The organism is Kribbella solani (genome assembly GCF_014205295.1).
Classification (GTDB): Bacteria; Actinomycetota; Actinomycetes; order Propionibacteriales; family Kribbellaceae; genus Kribbella; species Kribbella solani.
Genome location: NZ_JACHNF010000001.1, coordinates 3,197,981 through 3,217,329, shown reverse-complemented (window position 1 = coordinate 3,217,329; position 19,349 = coordinate 3,197,981). Strand labels below are relative to the sequence as shown.

At 68.0% G+C, this 19,349-nt stretch carries 15 protein-coding genes; 12 read left to right on the top strand and 3 right to left on the bottom strand.

All coding sequences use genetic code 11. From position 1 onward, the window contains the following. The first annotated feature begins 94 nt into the window (after window positions 1-94). From lepA to HDA44_RS14360, 3 genes are all read left to right on the top strand, one after another. Entirely contained in the window at window positions 95-1,984 is a 1,890-nt protein-coding gene (gene lepA, locus HDA44_RS14370) for a translation elongation factor 4 (protein WP_184834606.1), read from the top strand. Next, complete coding sequence (locus HDA44_RS14365) at window positions 1,984-2,910, top strand: aminoglycoside phosphotransferase family protein (protein WP_184834604.1); 927 nt, start codon at window positions 1,984-1,986, stop codon at window positions 2,908-2,910. The genes lepA and HDA44_RS14365 overlap by 1 nt, the downstream gene beginning before the upstream one ends. Before the next feature lie 142 nt (window positions 2,911-3,052). Beyond that, a complete protein-coding gene (locus HDA44_RS14360) occupies window positions 3,053-3,601 on the top strand; it encodes a WHG domain-containing protein (RefSeq protein WP_184834602.1) in 549 nt (182 codons plus the stop codon). A 55-nt stretch (window positions 3,602-3,656) separates the two neighbouring features. Here the strand turns inward: HDA44_RS14360 and HDA44_RS14355 are convergent, their stop codons facing one another. Further along, complete coding sequence (locus HDA44_RS14355; protein ID WP_184834600.1) at window positions 3,657-4,583, bottom strand: SDR family NAD(P)-dependent oxidoreductase; 927 nt, start codon at window positions 4,581-4,583, stop codon at window positions 3,657-3,659. A 119-nt stretch (window positions 4,584-4,702) separates the two neighbouring features. Between HDA44_RS14355 and HDA44_RS14350 the strand changes: the two genes are divergently transcribed. The 4 genes from HDA44_RS14350 (at window position 4,703) to HDA44_RS14335 (ending at window position 9,285) form a co-directional block, all read left to right on the top strand. Continuing rightward, on the top strand, window positions 4,703-5,284 hold the full coding sequence (locus tag HDA44_RS14350; protein WP_202887360.1) for a TetR/AcrR family transcriptional regulator: 582 nt from the start codon (window positions 4,703-4,705) through the stop codon (window positions 5,282-5,284). Between the two features lie 289 nt (window positions 5,285-5,573). Then, window positions 5,574-6,968 carry an MFS transporter gene (locus tag HDA44_RS14345; protein WP_184834598.1) on the top strand — a complete coding sequence of 465 codons (1,395 nt, stop codon included), beginning with the start codon at window positions 5,574-5,576 and terminating at the stop codon, window positions 6,966-6,968. A gap of 223 nt (window positions 6,969-7,191) precedes the next feature. Beyond that, on the top strand, window positions 7,192-7,818 hold the full coding sequence (locus HDA44_RS14340; protein WP_184834596.1) for an MOSC domain-containing protein: 627 nt from the start codon (window positions 7,192-7,194) through the stop codon (window positions 7,816-7,818). Between the two features lie 273 nt (window positions 7,819-8,091). Next, window positions 8,092-9,285: an MFS transporter gene (locus tag HDA44_RS14335; protein WP_184834594.1), complete on the top strand. Its 1,194-nt coding sequence runs from the start codon at window positions 8,092-8,094 to the stop codon at window positions 9,283-9,285. Here the strand turns inward: HDA44_RS14335 and HDA44_RS14330 are convergent. Next, window positions 9,264-10,019: an IclR family transcriptional regulator gene (locus HDA44_RS14330; RefSeq protein ID WP_184834592.1), complete on the bottom strand. Its 756-nt coding sequence runs from the start codon at window positions 10,017-10,019 to the stop codon at window positions 9,264-9,266. The two genes, HDA44_RS14335 and HDA44_RS14330, sit on opposite strands and share 22 nt — an antisense overlap. A 214-nt stretch (window positions 10,020-10,233) precedes the next feature. Between HDA44_RS14330 and HDA44_RS14325 the strand changes: the two genes are divergently transcribed. From HDA44_RS14325 to HDA44_RS14315, 3 genes are all read left to right on the top strand, one after another. Beyond that, window positions 10,234-10,419 carry a tautomerase family protein gene (locus HDA44_RS14325; RefSeq protein WP_184834590.1) on the top strand — a complete coding sequence of 62 codons (186 nt, stop codon included), beginning with the start codon at window positions 10,234-10,236 and terminating at the stop codon, window positions 10,417-10,419. A gap of 137 nt (window positions 10,420-10,556) precedes the next feature. Next, the gene (locus tag HDA44_RS14320) at window positions 10,557-11,591 is read left to right on the top strand and encodes an aspartate-semialdehyde dehydrogenase (RefSeq protein WP_319045779.1); all 1,035 of its coding nucleotides are present in this window, start codon (window positions 10,557-10,559) and stop codon (window positions 11,589-11,591) included. A 610-nt stretch (window positions 11,592-12,201) separates the two neighbouring features. Next, a complete protein-coding gene (locus HDA44_RS14315) occupies window positions 12,202-14,037 on the top strand; it encodes an AMP-dependent synthetase/ligase (RefSeq protein WP_184834586.1) in 1,836 nt (611 codons plus the stop codon). A gap of 11 nt (window positions 14,038-14,048) precedes the next feature. On the opposite strand, the gene HDA44_RS14310 is transcribed toward HDA44_RS14315, so the two are convergent. After that, complete coding sequence (locus HDA44_RS14310; protein WP_202887359.1) at window positions 14,049-16,475, bottom strand: hypothetical protein; 2,427 nt, start codon at window positions 16,473-16,475, stop codon at window positions 14,049-14,051. A 171-nt stretch (window positions 16,476-16,646) separates the two neighbouring features. On the opposite strand from HDA44_RS14310, the gene HDA44_RS14305 reads away from it, so the two are divergent. Continuing rightward, the gene (locus tag HDA44_RS14305) at window positions 16,647-17,720 is read left to right on the top strand and encodes a LacI family DNA-binding transcriptional regulator (RefSeq protein ID WP_184834584.1); all 1,074 of its coding nucleotides are present in this window, start codon (window positions 16,647-16,649) and stop codon (window positions 17,718-17,720) included. Continuing rightward, entirely contained in the window at window positions 17,720-19,315 is a 1,596-nt protein-coding gene (locus HDA44_RS14300; protein WP_184834582.1) for an FAD-dependent oxidoreductase, read from the top strand. Before HDA44_RS14305 ends, HDA44_RS14300 begins: the two co-directional genes overlap by 1 nt. Window positions 19,316-19,349 lie beyond the last annotated feature (34 nt).

Here is a 19,349-nt window from a genome sequence, read left to right as displayed (position 1 = left end):
CACGCTAGCGGCCCGGCGCCACTGATTTTCGAATCCGCTGGACCCGCATGGGATGATTGACCGGATATCACCCGAGACGAACTGGATCCCCTCCGTGCCCGCTGTTCCCACGAACGTGCCGCAGCCGGGTCGTACCGACCCGTCGCTGATCCGGAACTTCTGCATCATCGCCCACATCGACCACGGCAAGTCGACGCTGGCCGACCGGATGCTGCAGATCACCGGGGTGGTCGACGACCGCTCGATGCGGGCGCAGTACCTGGACCGGATGGACATCGAGCGTGAGCGCGGCATCACGATCAAGTCGCAGGCGGTCCGGCTCCCGTTCACGCCCGGTCCCGACACGCCGGGAGGCCTGCTCGCCCCGGACGGCACCACGTACATCCTGAACATGATCGACACGCCCGGCCACGTCGACTTCACCTACGAGGTGTCGCGGTCGCTGGAGGCGTGCGAGGGCGCCGTGCTGCTGGTCGACGCCGCGCAGGGGATCGAGGCGCAGACGCTCGCCAACCTGTACCTGGCGCTCAGTGCCGACCTGCACATCGTTCCGGTGCTGAACAAGATCGACCTGCCGAGCGCACAGCCGGAGAAGTACTCCGAGGAGCTCGCGAACATCATCGGCTGCAGCCCGTCCGACGTGCTCCGGGTGTCCGCGAAGACGGGTGCGGGCGTCGAGGAGCTGCTGAGCGAGATCGTCGCGCAGATCGAGCCGCCGAAGGGCGTCAAGGACGCGCCGCCGCGGGCGCTGATCTTCGACTCGGTGTACGACACCTACCGGGGCGTGGTCACGTACGTGCGAGTGGTCGACGGCGAGCTGACCCACCGGGACCGGATCAAGATGATGTCGACCGGTGCCGTCCACGAGATGCTCGAGGTCGGCGTGATCTCGCCGGAGCCGAGCAAGACGCCGAGCATCAGCGTCGGCGAGGTCGGCTACCTGATCACCGGCGTGAAGGACGTCCGGCAGTCGCGGGTCGGTGACACCGTTACCTCCAACGTGCACGGCGCGACCGAGGCGCTCGGCGGCTACAAGCACCCGCAGCCGATGGTGTACGCCGGTCTGTACCCGATCGACGGCGACGACTACCCGACGCTGCGCGACGCACTGGACAAGCTGCAGCTCAACGACGCCGCCCTGCAGTACGAGCCGGAGACCTCTGGCGCGCTCGGCTTCGGCTTCCGTTGTGGCTTCCTCGGGCTGCTGCACATGGAGATCGTCCGCGAGCGGCTCGAGCGCGAGTTCAACCTGGACCTGATCTCGACCGCGCCGAACGTGGTGTACCGGCTGGTGATGGAGGACGGCACCGAGCATGTCGTCACCAACCCGAGCGAGTTCCCGGACGGCAAGGTCGACGAGGTGTTCGAGCCGATCGTGAAGGCGACGATTCTGAGCCCGAGCGACTACATCGGCGCGATCATGGAGCTCTGCCAGACCAAACGCGGTCAGCTGCAGGGCATGGACTACCTGTCCGAGGACCGTGTCGAGCTGCGGTACACGCTGCCGCTGGCCGAGATCGTGTTCGACTTCTTCGACCAGCTCAAGTCGAAGACCAAGGGGTACGCGTCGCTCGACTACGAGCCCACCGGCGAGCAGGCGGCGCAGCTGGTCAAGGTCGACATCCTGCTGCATGGCGAGACGGTGGACGCGTTCTCCGCGATCGTGCACCGCGACAGCGCGTACGGGTACGGGGTGGCGCTGGCCGGCAAGCTGAAGGAACTGATCCCGCGGCAGCAGTTCGAGGTGCCGATCCAGGCCGCGATCGGGTCCCGGGTGATCGCCCGCGAGACCATCCGCGCGATCCGCAAGGACGTCCTGGCCAAGTGCTACGGCGGTGACATCACCCGGAAGCGGAAGCTGCTGGAGAAGCAGAAGGAAGGCAAGAAGCGGATGAAGATGGTCGGCCGGGTGGAGGTCCCGCAGGAGGCCTTCATCGCCGCGCTCCGCACCTCGGACACCGGGGAGAAGGCAGGCAAGAAGTAGTGCCGGCCGACGGTGGACCGGTTGAGGTGCCGGCCGGGCTGCTTGTCGTGGCATCGCGCGGGCCGGACTGGGCGGACTGGATCGAGCGGCTGCCCCGCCTGACGCGCGATCTGCTCGGCGAGTGGGAGTTGCGCGTCGACGGCTCACCGGCGTACGGGAACTGTGCACTGGTCGTACCGGTGCTGACGGGCGATGGGCAGCGCGCCGTACTGAAGGTGCAGTTCCCGCACTGGGAAGCCGAGACCGAACATCTTGCTCTGCGGATGTGGGGCGGCAACGGTGCGGTGCAGCTGTTACGTGCGGACCCGCGGCGGTTCGCGCTGCTGCTGGAGCGTTTGGAGTCGCGGGACCTGACCACGATCGACGCCCTGGACGCTTGCGAGCTCGTTGGCGCGACCTACAAGCGGTTGCATGTCGAGGCGGGTCCCCAGTTCCGTACGCTGTCGGGGGAGCTGCAGCGCTGGGTCGAACGGTTCCGCAAACTGCCTGCCTCGGCGCCGGTGCCGCATCGGTATGTGGAACAGGCGATCTCCTTGTCCGAGGACTTCATCGCCGATCCGGCGACCGACGGACGGCTGATCCACACCGACCTGCACTACGAGAACATGCTGGCCGCCGAACGCGAGCCGTGGCTGGTGATCGACCCGAAACCGCTGTCCGGCGACCCGCACTTCGAGGTCGCACCCCTGATCTGGAACCGCTGGGACGAGATGACGGCCGCGCACGATCTACGGTTCGTGGTCCGGCAGCGGTTCTGGACCACGGTCGACGCGGCCGGCTTCGACGAGGACCGGGCCCGCGACTGGGTGATCGTCCGGCAGATGCTGAACGTGCTCTGGACGCTGGAGGACGCCGGCACCGACGAGTCCCTTCCGCAAGACTGGCTCACCCGCAACATCGCCATCGTCAAAGCAATCCAGAACTGAACAGGGCCCAGGACTGAACGCGGCCCAGGACTGAACGCGGCTCGGGCTGACGTGGTCCGGGACTAAACTTGGTGCTGTGACTGTCGCCAATCGTCGTGCCCGGAGTCCTCGTGGGTCGGGGGAGGATCTGCGTGCGGCTCTGGTGGATACGACAGCCGAGCTGCTCAAGACACACGACCTAGACAGCCTGTCCGTACGCACGGTCACCTCAGCCACCGGAGTCAGCCCGACAGCGCTCTACTTGCACTTCACCGACCTGCCGGAGTTGCTGCGAGCAGTCAAGAAGCGCTTCTTCACCGAGCTCCGCGACACACTGACTACTGCCGCGGCTGACATCCCGGACCCGTCGGATCGAGTCCGGGCGCTGGCACTCGCCTATCTCGCGTACGCACGGGAGCACGTCGGACAGTACGCGGTGATGTTCCATGCGCACCGCCGTACCGACGCCCCGAGTACGCCGGCGCCTGAACTGGTAGAGATCGGCTGGGCCGCGTTCGAGCCGCTGGTCGACGCCGTCGGCGCCGTACTACCTGCGGCTTCAACTGACGAGGTACGCGAGACATCTGTCGAGCTGTGGCTCGCCCTGCACGGCCGAGCACAGCTGACCATCGCCATGCCTTGGTTCGACCTACCGAACGAGCCCCGCTATGTAACCCGCCTCGTCCGGCAACTCCTGCCCCAACCCACCTGACCAGCACCAGCCGATCCAACCCGCACCACCAACGCCTCGCCCTGCTACGGCTGGTTCAACCCGCGTAAGCGGTCTTGCCGCCGTCGATGACCAGTTGGGAGGCGGTGAGGTACGGGAAGTCGTCGGACGCCAGCGCCAGTGCGAACGTCGCGATCTCGTTCGGGGTCGCCATCCGCTGCAGACCGGGTACGTGCGTCTTCCCGAAGTTGGCAGCCATCGCATTCCAAACCGCGTCCGGAACGTTCATCATGCCGGCCAACCGGCGTACGAAATCAGTGTTCGTGGTCCCGGGGATCAGCGTGTTGATCCGGATCCCCTGCGCCGCGTAGTCATGCGCCGCCGACTGGACCATCCCGACCAGACCACGTTTGGTCGCCGTGTACGCGGCCTTCTTCTCAGTGGTCGCGATCGCGTTGGACGACGAGGTGACGACGACCGTCCCGCCGCCACGCTTCAGCAGCTGCGGCACCTCGTACTTCAGCGCGAGGAAGTTCCCGCGCAGGTTGGTATTGGTGACGTCGTCCCACTCCGCCGTCGTGTACTCGTGCAGTGGTCGCTGCACGCTGATCCCGGCGTTGTTGAAGCAGACATCGAGTCCGCCGTACTTCGCCGCGACGCCGTCGACGAACTTACGCACGTCGTCCTCGACGCGGACATCGGCCCGCAGGTACGTCGCCTCGCCGCCGGCTGCCCGGATCTCGGCCTCGACCTTCCGGCCGAGCTCTTCACGCCGGCCGCAGAACCCGACCTTCCCGCCTTCGGCCGCGAACAGCAGCGCGGCGGCCCGGCCGATCCCGCTCGTCGCGCCGGTGATCAGCACGACCTTGTTCTCGAACCGCCGTCGCGCCGACGCCTCGAACGGCGGCGGCGCGTCACCGCCCTGCGCGAACGCCGCCCCGGCAGCAGCCCCGGCCGCCGCGGCCGCGACACCAACGGCAGCACTGGTAGTGAGCATCCGGCGCCGACTGTAACTCTCGGTCATTCTCGCCCCTCCTGATCTGTGTTTACGACTGTAAATATACATACGTAAACACAGAAGCGGCAATGTGATGTCCGAGAAGTTGTTTGTAGTTAGTGAGTAGTAACTACTAACTTGTATGTATGGCATCGGTGCGGATGACTCGGCAGGAGCGGCGGGCGCAGGTGCTCGGGATCGCCGAGGAGGAGTTCGCGATCGCGGGGCTGTACGGCGCTTCGACGGAGACGATCGCGCGGCGCGCGGGGATCACGCAGGCGTACGTGTTCCGCTTGTTCGGGACGAAGAAGCAGTTGTTCCTCGCGTGCGTGGATGCCGCGTTCGGGCGGATGGCGACGGCGCTGCTGAGGTCGGCCGGCGGAGTGCGGGGGATCGAGGCGCTGGCCGCGATGGGGCAGGAGTACTACGACATGCTGTCCGACCGCACCACGCTGCTGCTTCAGCTCCAGGGCACGGCCGCGGCCGCCGCGGGTGACGGCGAGGTCCGCGACGCGGTCCGGGCCAGCTTCGCCCGGCTCTGGCAGACGGTCGCCCACACCGCCGGCCTCGACCCGGTGACGATCAAGGCGTTCCTGGCGTTCGGCATGCTTCTCAACACCAACGCCGCCCTGGACCTCGCCCAAGTCGACGAGCCCTGGTCCCACCAAGCCAGAACCCTGATCAACCCAGGCCTCTTCACCCACATCACCACCAAAACCAACCAATGAACACCCCACCCCCAAACCCCACCCACAACCAACCAACGAGAACACCCCCGCCCCGCAGTCGCTACACCCGCAACCAACCGGCGAGGGCGCTGCCGCGTCGCCGCCACCTGGTGCGGGAGCAGCCGGCGAGGGTGACGCTGCCTCGCCGTCACGACACCCGCGCTCACATCCAACCAACGAGGGCGGTGCCACCTCTGCATCGCAGCACCCGCGATCAATCGGCGGGGGTTGTGTTGGCTTGCTGGCGCGAAGGACCGGTGCGGGGTTGGTGGTTGGGTGGCGGTTGGGGATGAGGGGTTCGGGGCGGGGGCTGGTTTGGTTCTTGTTGTACGTCGGGTTGGCGAGTGCGGTGATCGGGAGTCTGGGGGCGCCGTTGATCACGGCGGTCGCCGAGGCGTACCGAGTCTCGCTTGCCGCCTCGCAGTGGACTCTGACGATCGCCTTGCTGGCCGGCTCGGTGGCGACTCCGGTGCTTGGGCGGCTCGGATCGGGGCCGCGGCGGCGGATCGTGGTGCTGACGGTCCTGGGCGTTGAGGTCGTCGGCAGTCTGCTCACCGTGATCCCGTTGCCGTTCGCGTACCTGCTGCTCGGCCGCGCGGCGCAGGGCTCAGGACTCGGCTTGGTCGTACTGATGATGGCTGTCGCCCGTGATCACCTGGACGAACAGCGCGCGGCACGGACGATCGCTCTACTCTCGGTCGCCTCCACCGCAGGCATCGGCATCGGCTATCCGTTGTCAGGCATCCTCGCCGACCAGTTCGGCGTACGCGCCGCGTACGGGCTCGGTCTGGTCGTAACAGTGTCCGCCTTCGTAGCAGCCGTTTTCCTGCTCCCACACGCTCCGAACACAACCACACAACGCGGTGTCGCCCCAACAGCCACAGCCGCCCGTTTTGACGTACGCGGCGCCGTCTTGCTGGCGATCGCTCTACCTGCACTGCTACTGGTCATCGGGGAGACCCGCCTGTGGCAGCAGCACGCTGGACTGGCCGTGGTGATCCTGGTTGCCGCACTCCTGGTGCTGTTCGGCTGGGCGGTTCTCGAGGCACGTACCGAGCAGCCGCTAGTCGACGTACGGCTGCTCCGTCATCCTGCTGTTGCCGCTGCCAACGTAGTGATGCTGGTCGGTGGCGTTGGCATGTACCTGCTGTTCAGCTTGATCACTCGCTATGTGCAGACGCCGACGGCAGCCGGGTACGGGTTTGGGCTGACCACCTTTGAAGCTGGTTTGGTGCTGGTTCCGTTCTCGGTTCTTGGATTCGTGGCTGGGCGGTTGGTGCCGGGGTGGCGGGAGCGGGTCGGGGCGCGGTTGTTGCTTGGGGCAAGTACGGCGGTGGTGCTGGCGGCGTTCGTGCTCTTCGCGGTTGCCCGGTCGCGGCTGGTACTGCCAGTTGTCGCGATCGGGGTTCTTGGTCTTGGTGTTGGTGCGTTCTCGGCGGCGATGCCCGCGGTGATTCTCGCGGTCACGCCGGCCGCGGAGACTGCCAGCGCGATGAGCGTGAACGCGGTCGTCCGCAGCGTCGGCTTCTCCACCGGTAGCGCCCTGGGCGGCCTGATCCTCGCCGCCCACACCACCGGCACTTTCCCGACCGAGTCCGGCTTCACCACCGCCGCCTGGCTCGGAGCCACCGCCACCACCTGCACCCTCGCAATCGTCGCCCTCCTCCCACTAAAACCCCGCTGACCGCATACACACCGCCGCGATGGGCGGTGCCATTGGGTACGACCCGGGCGGCTCAGCACTCTCCGCACCACAACTGCTCCCCGCACCGCAACTGCTCTCCGCACCGCAACTGCTCTCGCACTGCACCTGTTCTCCGCACTGCGACTGCGGTGGATTGGCGGCTGGTTTGTCGGCGTCGGGTTAATCGGTGGCTTGGGGTCGGCGGTGGAGGGAGGATGTTGGTATGCGGTTGTTGACGGTTAATGTCGTGGAGGAGTTGATCCCGGGGCCCAAGGAGACCGGGTTCACCGCGATTGACAAGCGGCCGCAGGACGGGCGGGTCCAGGTTGGGGTGCTTGGTCTCGCCGGTGACCGGGTGTGTGACACCAAGAACCACGGTGGACCGGACCTCGCGCTCTACGCGTACGCCGAGGAGGACGCCAACTGGTGGGCCGCGCAACTCGGTCGTGACATCCCGACCGGGTTGTTCGGCGAGAACCTCCGGACCCAAGGCGTCGACGTGAACGGCGCGTTGCTCGGTGAGGTGTGGGCGATCGGCGACGAGGTCGAGGTGATGGTTCGGGCGCCGCGGATCCCGTGCATCACTTTCCAGCACCGGATGCAGGAACCGCGCTGGGTCAAACGTTTCCACCAAGCCGGGCGGCCCGGGGCGTACCTGAAGGTGCTTCGGACCGGATCGATCGCTGCCGGTGACCCGGTTCGTATCGTCAGCCGCCCGGACCACGAGGTGACGATCGCGCACATGTTCGGCGCCCAGGACCCGGCCAAGCTGCGTACGATGCTCGACTCCGGCGTGGACCTGATGGACGAACTCCGCGAAACCGCCCACCGTGTACTCGCCCGCGACTGAGCACGCCCCCGACCAGCACTACCCGACTCCCACCCCCACCCCCAAGCACGCCCGCTCGCAGCCCGGTGTCCGCAGCCGCACGTCCACCAAGTGCTCGCCCCGCCGCCGCACGCCGGCCGGGATCTCACACCGGTGCCCTCGCTTGTCTCCCGGGACCTCGCGCCAGCCCCTCGTCCGCCAGGACCTCGCGCCTGCGCCGCTGATGTCAGCCTGGCTTGCTGTCTTGTTGCGACTTGGTCGCAGGTGGATGATGATGGGGCGGTGCCTGGTCTGATGCCTGCTGTGGGGCCGTTGCGGCCGTTGGCGTTGGCTACTTTGCTGAGTCGGGTCGGCAACGGTCTGCTGATGACGATCAGCGTGCTGTACTTCACCCGCATCGTCGGACTGTCCATCGCACAGGTCGGGCTCGGGCTGACCGTGGCTGGGCTGTTCGGCTTGCTGGCGAGTATCCCGTTCGGGCATCTCGCCGACCGGCGCGGCCCGCGGACGCTGTTCGTCGTACTCAGCCTGCTGTTGTCCCTGCTCGCCCTGCTGTATCTGGTGATCGGATCGTTCTGGCAGTTCATCCTGGTCGCGTCCGCGGTGACGGTGCTGGATCGCGGTTCGAACGCGGTCCGGTTCGCGCTGATCGCCGGTGTCACGCAAGGCGCCGAACGGGTCGCCGCGCGCGCGTACCTGCGTTCGATGACCAACATCGGCGTCACCGCGGGCGCCGGCCTCGGAGCCGTCGCGCTCTCGTTCGGCACAGCTACGGCGTACCGGCTGATGTTCGTCGTGTACGTCGTACTCGGCGTAGCAGCTGCACTTGTCGTACTCGCCGTACCGCGAGTCGCCCCACACCCGCGAGCGGACGGACCGGTGTGGATCGCACTGCGCGACCGCGGCTACCTGGCGGTATCGGCACTGAACGCCGCCATCTCGATCCACTACTCGGTGATCGACGTAGCCATTCCGTTGTGGGTGGTTGAGCACACGGACGCACCGCACTGGGCTGCCGCGCTGCCGCTGATTGTGAACGCGGCTGGCGTCGCCGCGCTCCAGGTACGAGCCTCGCGCGGCATCGTCGACACCGTCTCAGCGGCACGGGCGACACGTACTGCCGGGTTGTTGCTGTTGGCATCGATGGTGCTGTTCGCGACGGCGTCTGTTGGTGATGCGGTGGTGGCGGTTGTCGTGCTGGCGGTTGCGGCGTTGGTGCAGACAGCTGGTGAGTTGCTGCAGTCGTCCGGGTCGTTCCTGCTCGGGTTCGACCTGGCAGCCGAACATGCGCAGGGTCAGTACCAGGGGGTGTGGAACACCAGCACGTCGGTAAGTTCGATGCTTGCGCCGTCGGTGATGGCGCTGCTGCCGCTGGGGCTCGGCGTACCGGGGTGGATCGTGCTGGGCGGCTGGTTCGCGCTGACTGGCGTGCTGTTCGTCCCGATCGTCCGCTGGGCAGCAGCGCGTCAACTGGTCGTATCGCGGTAGCCCAGTGCCCCGGAGATCTTGCGGGCGGCCTCGATCGCCGCGGGCGCCATCAGCGCGACCTGCGCGATCGACTGTTCTAACGACAACGTGGAGATGCTGACAGCAGCCACAGCGGCGCCGGTGTGATCGTGGATGACCGCGGCGACGCACCGAATCCCCGGCTCGTTCTCCTCGTCGTCGAGCGCGTACCCGCGCCCCCGGATCTGCGTCAGATCCGCCTTCAACGCGGCCGCGCTCGTGTGCGTCAGCGGCGTACGCGCCGGTAGTCCGGTGCGCGTGATGTGTACGTCGAGCGCCTCGTCGTCCTTCTCCGCCAGCAGCGCCTTGCCGATCCCCGTGCAGTGCAGCCAGATCGCCTTGCCGACCCGCGACGGCATCCGGTACGGCTTGGGGCCGTCCAGCCTTGCGACGTAGATCGCCTCGTCGCCGTTGAGCAGGCCGACGTGGACCGTACACCGCGTCTGCGCGACCAAGTCGGCGAGCACCGGACGCGCCACGGTCGCCAGGTCGACGTTCGTCAGCGCGTGTCCGGCGAGCCGGAGCGCCTTCGGGCCGGGATGGTACGACCCGTCGTCGGCCTGCGCGACGAACTCGTGCTCGACCAGCGACGCCATGATCCGGTGCACGGTCGACTTGGCCAGGCCGGTCGCGTTCACCACGTCCGTGAACCGAGAGTGCTCCAGCACCGCGTCCAGCACCATCAACGTCTTGTCGATGGCCGTGGGCGAGCTCATGCCCGACATCCTGCCACCACCTTCCGTGCCACCTGGAGTTAGCGCCCCGCGCCGTACGCCCGCCCGCCGAGACACCCCGCGAAGCCGCGCCCCGCTCCTGAAACACTGTCCCACGACACGGAACCCCCAACGACGACCAACCACCCGAGACCGCAAGCCGCCCGAGGCCCGGAACTGTCTGACCCGGAACCGTCTGACCTGAGGAGAAACTCGTATGCCGAACATCACCGTCGAACTGCTCTCCGGCCGTACCCTCGACCAGCGCCGCGAGTTCGTCGCCGCCGTCACCGAGTCCGCGATCGCCATCCTCGGCGCCAAGCGCGAAGCCGTCCGCATCGTCTTCCAGGAGATCGAAACCACCGACGTCGCCAACGGCGGCACCCTCGTCGCCGACGCCTGACCGACCCACTTTGGGAAGCCACCGCGCAGTCTTCGCCCGCGCAAACGAACGGTGGCTTCCCAAAGCCGGGCGGGGTTCGGGAGGGGTGGGCGCCGGATGGTGGAATTTGGGGGAGTGGGGGCGTGGGTGCGGTTAGGGTGGCGGGTATGCGAGTTGGGGTTTTTGGGGCGACCGGGCAGGTCGGTGGAGTGATGCGTGAGCTGCTGGTGGAGCGTGGCTTCCCGGTGGACGAGGTGCGGTTCTTCGCGTCGGCGCGCTCGGCGGGTACGACGCTGTCGTTCGGCGCGCGGGAGGTGACGGTGGAGGATTCGGCCACTGCCGACTTCACCGGGCTGGATCTCGCGCTGTTCTCCAACGGGAAGACGGCTTCCAAGGAGCTCGCGCCCAAGGTCGCGGCGGCCGGGGCGGTCGTGGTGGACAACTCGTCCGGCTGGCGGATGGACCCGGACGTGCCGCTGGTCGTGTCCGAGGTGAACCCCGAGGACCTGAACACCATCCCCAAGGGCATCGTCGCGAACCCGAACTGCACCACGATGGCCGCGATGCCGGTGCTCGCGCCGCTGCATCGCGCGGCCGGTCTGACCCGGCTCGTGGTCTCGACGTACCAGGCCGTGTCCGGCTCCGGTGGTGTCGGCGTGAGCGAGCTGGAGGACCAGGCGCGGGCGCTGTCCGTGGCCGGCGGCAAGCTCGCCCGCGGTACCGACGGCGTCACGCTGCCCGAGCCCAAGGTGTACGCCGCGCCGATCGCCTTCAACGTTCTGCCCTTGGCCGGATCGATCGTTGCCGATGGCACCGGTGAGACCGACGAGGAGCAGAAGCTCCGGAACGAGAGCCGGAAGATCCTGCATCTGCCGGAGCTTCCGGTCGCCGGGACCTGCGTGCGGGTGCCGGTGTTCACCGGTCACTCGCTGAGCATCCACGCCGAGTTCGCCGAGCCGATCACGCCGGAACAGGCAACCGAGCTCCTCGGCAAGGCGCCGGGCGTCGCCGTCACGGACCTCCCGACCCCGCTGCTCGCGGCCGGTCAGGACCCGTCGTACGTCGGCCGCATCCGCCAGGACCAGTCGGTCCCCGGCAACCGCGGCCTGGTGCTGTTCGTGTCGAACGACAACCTCCGCAAGGGCGCCGCCCTGAACGCGGTCCAGATCGCCGAACTCCTCGCCAACCGCTGACTTTCTCGAACAGCACCTCCGCTTGAGGTGCCGGAGCCGATCACGTCGTCGAGCGTGGTCAGTGCGCTCGACGACGTGCGTGTCCCGGAAGTCCGCACCGATCGCGGGCGACGGTCCGGACCAGCTCCCACTGACTCGGGTACTCGCGGCTCCCACGGGCGGCTGGTGGCGGCCGAGTACTCGCCTGAAGCGCTAGGCCAGACGGAGGTGCCGGACGGACGGCACCCGCCGGGTCAGGTACGGGTAGCGGGCGAGGGAGTGGACGCCGGGCAGAGGTGCCGGCCGGGCGGTGAGGTAGTGGACGCCGGCGGAGGTGCTGGGCGGGCGGCGGGGTGGTGGAGACCGGGAGGGGGTGCCGGGGCGCCGGACTGAGTTGGCGGACGGACGGCGAGGTGCTGGGCGCCGGGCGGAGGTGCTGGACGGGCGGTGAGGTGGTGGGCGCCGGGCGGAGGTGCGGGGTGGAGGTGGCGGACGGTTAGGTGGGTGGGACCGTGGGTGGCTGTTGCGGAAACGTGATGGAGTAGGTGCGGTCGGGTAGGCGAGTGGCATGGTCAGGACGGGCTGTACCGATTACTGTCCGGTTTACTTGACCCCCACTGGAGGCCCAGTCATGAAGCCTGTCGCCGATTCCGGGCAGCTTGCGCTGCTCAGCAGCCGTAAGGACACGATGGCCCAGATGTTTCTGGACCGGGTCGCGGCGACGCCGGAGCGGGAGGCGTTCCGGTTCCCGCGGGGTGAGCAGTGGACGTCGGTGACCTGGCGGGAGACCGAGGAGTTGACCCGCCGGCGCGCCGCGGGGCTGATCGCGCTCGGGCTGGAGCCGGAGCAGCGGGTCGGGATCGCGTCCAGTACCCGGATCGAGTGGATCGAGTGCTACCTGGCCGCCGTACTGGCAGCGGCCGCGACCACCACGATCTACCCGTCGACAATCTCCGCCGACGTGGCGTTCATCGTCGCGGACGCCGACGTCCAGGTGGTGTTCGCCGAGGACGCCGAGCAGGTCGACAAACTCCGCAAGCACCGATCGGAGATCCCGTCGGTACGCAAGGTGGTGCTGCTCGACGGGCAGCCGGTGGAGAGCGACGGGGACTGGGTAATCAGCCTGGCCGACCTGGACGCGCTCGGCGCCGAGTACCTGACCGAGCATCCGCGGATTGTTGACAATCGACTGGCCGGGATCACGCCGGATCACCTGTGTACGTTGATCTACACCTCCGGTACGACCGGCCGGCCGAAGGGTGTCCGGCTGCCGCACTCGGTCTGGACGTACGAGGGCGCGGCCGTCGAAGGCATGCGCGTACTGAGCCAGGACGATCTGCAGTTCCTGTGGCTGCCGCTGTCGCACGTGTTCGGCCAGGTGCTGGTCGCGGTGCAGTGCCAGATCGGGTTCGCGACCGCGGTCGACGGGCGGATCGACAAAATTGTCGACAATGCGGCGATCGTGCAGCCGACGTTCATGGCTGCCGCGCCGCGGATCTTCGAGAAGGCACACGCCCGGATCCGGACCATGATCGAGGCCGAGGGCGGCGCGAAGGCGAAACTGTTCGCCTGGGCGTTCGGCGTCGGCGCGAAGGTGTCCGCGCTGCGGCAGGCGGGCAGGGAACCGACGGGCCTCCTCGGCGCGCAGTACGCGGCCGCCGACAAGCTGGTGCTGTCGAAGATCCGCGCCCGGTTCGGCGGGCGGATCAGGTTCTTCGTCTCCGGATCCGCGGCGCTGGACAAGTCGCTGGCCGAGTGGTTCCACGCGGCCGGCCTGCTGATCCTGGAAGGGTACGGGCTGTCCGAGACGGCGGCCGGGTCGACGTTGAACCGCCTGACGCAGTACCGGCTCGGTAGCGTCGGGCCGGGTTTTCCCGGCACCCAGATCACCATCGCCGAGGACGGCGAGATCCTGATCAAGGGCGACGGCGTGATGAGCGGGTACCACAACCAGCCGGAGCAGACTGCCGAGGTGATCGATGCCGACGGCTGGTTCCACACCGGCGACATCGGTCACTTCGAGGACGAGTTCCTGTTCATCACCGACCGGAAGAAGGACCTGTTCAAGACCTCCGGCGGCAAGTACGTTGCCCCGCAGGTGATCGAGGGCCGGTTCAAGACGATCTGCCCGTACGCGAGCCAGTTCATTGTCCACGGCAACCAGCGCAACTTCGTCTCGGCGCTGGTCACGCTGGACCCGGACGCGATCACCGGCTGGGCCGCCGCGAACGGCCTCGGCGGCCGGCCGTACGCGGAGATCGTCACCTCCGACGCCGCCCGCGCGATGGTCCAGGGCTACGTCGACGAGCTCAACGCGACCCTGAACCGCTGGGAGACAATCAAGAAGTTCACCATCCTGGACCGCGACCTCACCGTCGAGTCCGGCGAAATGACTCCCAGCCTCAAACTCAAACGCAAACACGTCGAAGCCGAGTACGCGGACCTCCTCGACAAGATGTACGAGTAACCGGCGCGGACTCAGCGGCGGCGACCCGGGTGGCCCAGACCGCCCGGGCGACCAGGACGACCTGGATGACCTGGATGACCTGGATGACCGGGGTGACCTGGGCGGGTGCCGGCCAGAGTGCTGGACTTGGCGCCGGACGGGTGCGGGCTCAGGCCGTAGTAGATCCGTGGCGACCCGTCGAGCGTCAGCGTCACGTTGCCGTTGGCAACGGGTAGCGTGCGGGACTGCCCGATCGAATCGACTTCGCGCACGGTCGCGCCGGCCGCGACGGTGAGAGCGGTCTTCGTCGGCCAGGGATCGACCCACACCTCGGGCGCCGGGAAGTGCCAGTCCGTGCGTTGCCCGGCGGTGTTGAGGAGGTACCCGTCGGCCCGGTTCCACAGCACGACGGCCGGACCGGAAGGCGTGTCGAACCACAGGCCGAAGGTCTTCGGATCAGCGAAGGTCAATCGCCCCCGGAAGACCGCCTGGTCCAACGTACGCGCCGCGTTCGCGTACGCCAGCAGCGACGGCTTCGGGCTCAGATCGCGGTTCATCAACCCGTAGTGGTACTCGACGTTGTCCGGGTCGGCGACCTGCGGCATCCCGAGCACACTGTCGTGGAACTGGTACCAGCAAACGCACTTGATCCCTTCCGCCTTGGCCAGCGCCAACGTCAGCAGTACGTTCTCGGCCGCGTGCCGGTACGTGTCGTGCCACCAACTGTTCGGTTTCGTCGGGGCGTACGCCTCGGTCAGCCAGATCTCCTTCTCGCCATGCACTGCCATCAACGCCTTGAGCTGCCGCAGTCCGCCGTAGAAGTTCCAGTACGTGCCGGACGCGCCAGTGCTCCAGTCGTCGCCCGGCGGGATGTAGTCGGGCGTGAAGTTGCCGCGCCCCGGGTGGTACGCGAACGCGTCGATCAGGTCCCAGCCGCCGGCCGCGATGAAGTTCTCGACCCAGGGTTTGTCCATGCCGGCCAGGCCGTTGTTCATCAGTTTGATGGTGCTGCCAATGGCTGCCCGGCGTTGGTATACCGGACGCAGCGCCTTGTCCAGGTACGCCTGCGCGGCGGTGCCGGTGTTGAACGGCCGGTTCAGTTCGTTGCCGACCTCGAAGTACCCGGCGCCCGCGCCGACCGCGACCGCGAGTTTGTCGGCGGCCCAGGTGGCGGCCGCCGCGTCGGTCACGTCCAGCGACGGTTGCAGCTCGATGTTGTGCCGCATCCCGCGCGCGTCGAAGGCCGACGGCGGCAACCCCGGCCCGCCGTCGTACGCGATCCGGACCAGGTCGATCCCCACCCGCTGCCACAGGTCCAGTACGGCGGTGGCGTTCGGCCGCTGCAGCCACGGATAGTTGGCGATGCCGAACATGCCGCCGGCCTGATAGGTGTACGCCGGCAGTACCGCCAGGTTCGTCCGCGCGAATGCCGAGTCGGCGCCGGATCGAACCACCACCTCCGCCAGCGCGATCCCACTCGCCGGAGCGGTCAGATTGAACGTGTACTGCCACGTCCCCGCCGCGCCGACATTCCCCGTCACGGTGGAAGCAGCGAGCTGTACGCCGTCGAAACCGCGCATCGACAACTCCAGCTGCACCGCCTTCGCCGCGCCGCCGTTCGCCACCAGCGCGGTCAGCTGCATCGCTTCGCCCGCCGCCGCGTACAGGTTGAAATCGCGGTTGGTGGTCAGCTCCAGACCGAGCTCCTGGCCCCGCCCGATCGTGGCAGTGGCCGATGGACGGGTTTCGGAGAAGAAGAAGTCGGCTTCGCTGGTCCAGCCGCCGGCCGCATCGACTGCGCCAGGCGCGTGCACCCAGGTCGCGTTGGTCCACGCCTGCCGCGATCGCTCCAGCAGGAACAGCCCGTGCATGCTGCCCCACGTCGAGGTGTGCGCGACACCGACAGTGTCCTCGTACGGAATGCCGCCGCCCGCGTCGCGGACCCATTCGGTCACCGGAATGTAGTCGTCGGGCGCGGTCGGCGCCTGAATCGCACGACTGAACAGGAACCCATCGGGTACGAGCGTGCTCGCGCCGGTGATCCGCCACTCGAGGTGGGCGTGGTTGGTGCTGACGCTGAACCAGCCGGTGACAGTGGTTGCACCGGCGGCGGCATCGAACGTGTAGTCCATCCGGATCGCGGGCGTACCGTCCGGGAGCGCGCTCAGTGTCGGCGTACCGCCGGTCGACGACTGAATGCCGGTGACGCTGTCCTTGATCTGGAACTTCGACCCGGCGGACCGCGTGACGCCACCAGCGTCACGGATCGCGAGCCGGCCGCCAGGACTGGCCAGCAGGCTGATGCCACCGGCGGTCAGCGTCACGTCACCGGCCGCGGCGAACGCGCGCACCGGCGTCGCCTCGGCGACCAGTACGACCCCCGCGGCCAGCGCGGCGCCGAGAAAGCCGCGCCGCCCAAGCCGCCCGGGCTGTCCGTCGTGGTGCTGGGGAACAGTCATGCTCAGCTCCTCTGATAATGCCTATCTTCAATCTGAGTGACCGGAACGCTGTCAGACCAGCCGTGGTGCGTCAAGAGGTCATTGCGCAAACGACGATCGCTGTACTAGGGTCTCGCCCAATCGCTGAAGATAGGCATTATCAGTTACAGAGTTGATCACCACGGAGGAACGATGGCACCGAAACCTCGCCGGGTCACCCAGCGCGAGATCGCCGAGCTGGCCGGCGTCAGCCAGACCACGGTGTCGGTGGTGCTGAACGACCGCGACGGCAGCAACGTACGGATCCCGGACGCGACCCGCGCCCGGGTCAAGGACGCCATCGAGAAGCTCACGTATGTCGCCGATCCGGCTGCCCGGCGGCTGGCCGGCCTGGACAACCAGATCATCGGCGTCTTCACGTACGAGGCGGCGCTGTCGCCCGAGAGCATGGACTTCTACGGCCCGCTGCTGAACGGTCTGGAGCGGGCGGCCGAGCGGATCGGCTGGGACCTGCTGTTCTTCACCTCGTCACCGGTCGAGGACGGCACGCGCAGTCTGTTCCACCGCAAGACCCGGCTCCGGCTGACCGACGGTTGCGTCCTGCTCGGGCAGCAGATGGTCGCGTCGGAGTTGGAGCGTCTGGTCGCCGAGCAGTTCCCGTTCGTCGCGATCGGGCGCCGGGACGAGACGGCGGCCGCGGTCCCGTACGTTGCGATCGACTACGTGACGCCGACGGAGGCGCTGATCGATCAGGCAGCGGCCGCGGGGCATCAGCAGGCGCTGTACGTACATCGCGGCCGCGACACTCCGACCGCGCGGGACCGGCGCGGCGCCGTCGAGGCGGCCTCGGCGGAGGGCCGGCTGGCGTTCCTGCTGGTCGGCGAGGAGCGGATCGCCGATCTGCCGCGGCTCGCGCGCGCGACTGGCGCGACCTTGATCATCGCCGAGGACGCCTTCCTGACCGAGGACGTCGTGCACGCGCTGTCGGCCGCGGGAGTTTCGGTACCGGACGAGGTTTCGGTCGCCGCGCTCGGTGAGGTACGCGGTCATCGCCTCGAGGGCCGCCGGCTGGCCGGATTCCAGGTACCGCGCGAGCAACTGGCGGCGGAGGCTCTTGACCTGCTGCAACTGCTGATCAGCACCGAGCCGGGGGAGTGGACTGATTTGGATACCCAACGATTCCTGGTCGCGGGCGTCGAGCCGGGCGACACGATCATCACGCGGACCGCGGAGAGCACCAGCACCGCTCCGTCGGAGGAAGCGTGATGACGAAGCTCAGCACCGAGGTGGCGATCATCGGCGGCGGACTCGGTTCCGTGGCGGCCGCGCTGGCGCTACTGCAGCGTGGCCGGCGCGTGGTGATGACGGAGGAGTACGCCTGGCTCGGCGGCCAACTGACTTCCCAGGCCGTACCGCCGGATGAGCACATCTGGGTCGAGCAATTCGGCATCACCGCCCGGTACCGGGCGCTCCGCGACGGGATCCGGCAGTACTACCGCGATCACTACCCGCTGACCGGCGCCGCCCGCGCGGACCGGGAGCTCAATCCGGGCCGGGGCCGGGTCAGCCGCTTGTGCCATGAGCCGCGAGTGGCCGACGCGGTCATCACCGCGATGCTCGCGCCGTACCGATCGAGTGGTCGGCTGACCGTACTGCAGCCTCGCGTGCCGATCGCCGCCGACGTACGCGATGGGGTCGTGCGCAGCGTGACCGTCGCGGATCCGCGTACTGGCGAAGAGACCGAGATCGCGGCCGAGTTCGTTGTCGACGGCACCGAAACCGGCGACCTGCTGCCCTTGACGGGTACGGAGTACGTGGTCGGCGCGGAGGCTCGCGCCGACACCGATGAGCCGAGCGCGGCCGAGGTCGCCGATCCCACCAACGTGCAGTCGATCGCGTGGTGTTTCGTCTTCGACCACGTCGCGGGTGACCACACGATTCCGCGGCCGGACGACTACGACTTCTGGCGCTCGTTCGAGCTGCCGTTCTGGGGCGCGCCGATGCTGTCCTTCACGGCGCCGAACCCGCGCACGCTGGTGCCGGAAGAGCGGACCATGAACGTCAACCCGGCCGCCGATGTCACCGGCGACCCACGGTTCGACGCCGGCGATCGGGACCTGTGGCAGTTCCGCCGGATCGCCGCCCGGCAGAACTTCGCCGCCGGCGCGTACGACAGCGACATCGTGCTGGCGAACTGGCCCCAGCTCGACTACGTCAGCGGCTCGATCATCGACACCGGCGATCGGGACGTACATCTGCGGGCCGCGAAGGCGCAGTCCCGCGCGTACGTGCACTGGTTGCAGACCGAGGCGCCCCGACCGGACGGCGGTCGTGGCTGGCCCGGGCTGCGGTTGCGCGGCGACCTTGTTGGTACCACCGACGGTTTCGCGCAGGCGCCGTACATCCGGGAATCCCGCCGGATCAGGGCACTCACCACCATTCGCGAGCAGGACGTCTCGATCAAGGCCCGGGGGTACGACGGGCCGGCCCGCTTCGACGGATCGGTCGGCGTGGGGATGTACCGGATCGATCTGCATCCGTCGACCGGCGGCGACAACTACATCGACGTCGAGTGCGCACCGTTCGAGATCCCACTCGGCGCGCTCGTCCCGGTGGCCACCCAGAACCTGGTGCCGGCCGCCAAGAACATTGGTACCACCCACATCACCAACGGCGCCTACCGGCTGCATCCGGTCGAGTGGAACATCGGCGAATCGGCCGGCGAACTGGTTGCCTTCTGCCTCGACCGCGGCCTGGCGCCGCGGCAGATCGCGACCGGCGACGCCCTCGTCGAGCAGTTCCAGACCCGGCTGACCGAAGCCGGCGTCGAACTGCACTGGCCCGAAATCGCCGGCTACTAGTGGGCGCGTCAGGCGACTCCAGTCCCGAGGCGCG

Excerpts from the sequence above, each read along its gene's own strand:
- HDA44_RS14350 (WP_202887360.1), top strand. The coding sequence starts at position 4,703 with ATGGCATCGGTGCGGATGACTCGGCAGGAGCGGCGGGCGCAGGTGCTC.
- HDA44_RS14340 (WP_184834596.1), top strand. The coding sequence starts at position 7,192 with ATGCGGTTGTTGACGGTTAATGTCGTGGAGGAGTTGATCCCGGGGCCC.
- HDA44_RS14335 (WP_184834594.1), top strand. The coding sequence starts at position 8,092 with ATGCCTGCTGTGGGGCCGTTGCGGCCGTTGGCGTTGGCTACTTTGCTG.
- HDA44_RS14345 (WP_184834598.1), top strand. The coding sequence starts at position 5,574 with ATGAGGGGTTCGGGGCGGGGGCTGGTTTGGTTCTTGTTGTACGTCGGG.
- HDA44_RS14305 (WP_184834584.1), top strand. The coding sequence starts at position 16,647 with ATGGCACCGAAACCTCGCCGGGTCACCCAGCGCGAGATCGCCGAGCTG.
- HDA44_RS14355 (WP_184834600.1), bottom strand. The coding sequence starts at position 4,583 with ATGACCGAGAGTTACAGTCGGCGCCGGATGCTCACTACCAGTGCTGCC.
- HDA44_RS14315 (WP_184834586.1), top strand. The coding sequence starts at position 12,202 with ATGAAGCCTGTCGCCGATTCCGGGCAGCTTGCGCTGCTCAGCAGCCGT.
- HDA44_RS14300 (WP_184834582.1), top strand. The coding sequence starts at position 17,720 with ATGACGAAGCTCAGCACCGAGGTGGCGATCATCGGCGGCGGACTCGGT.
- HDA44_RS14330 (WP_184834592.1), bottom strand. The coding sequence starts at position 10,019 with ATGAGCTCGCCCACGGCCATCGACAAGACGTTGATGGTGCTGGACGCG.
- HDA44_RS14325 (WP_184834590.1), top strand. The coding sequence starts at position 10,234 with ATGCCGAACATCACCGTCGAACTGCTCTCCGGCCGTACCCTCGACCAG.
- HDA44_RS14310 (WP_202887359.1), bottom strand. The coding sequence starts at position 16,475 with ATGACTGTTCCCCAGCACCACGACGGACAGCCCGGGCGGCTTGGGCGG.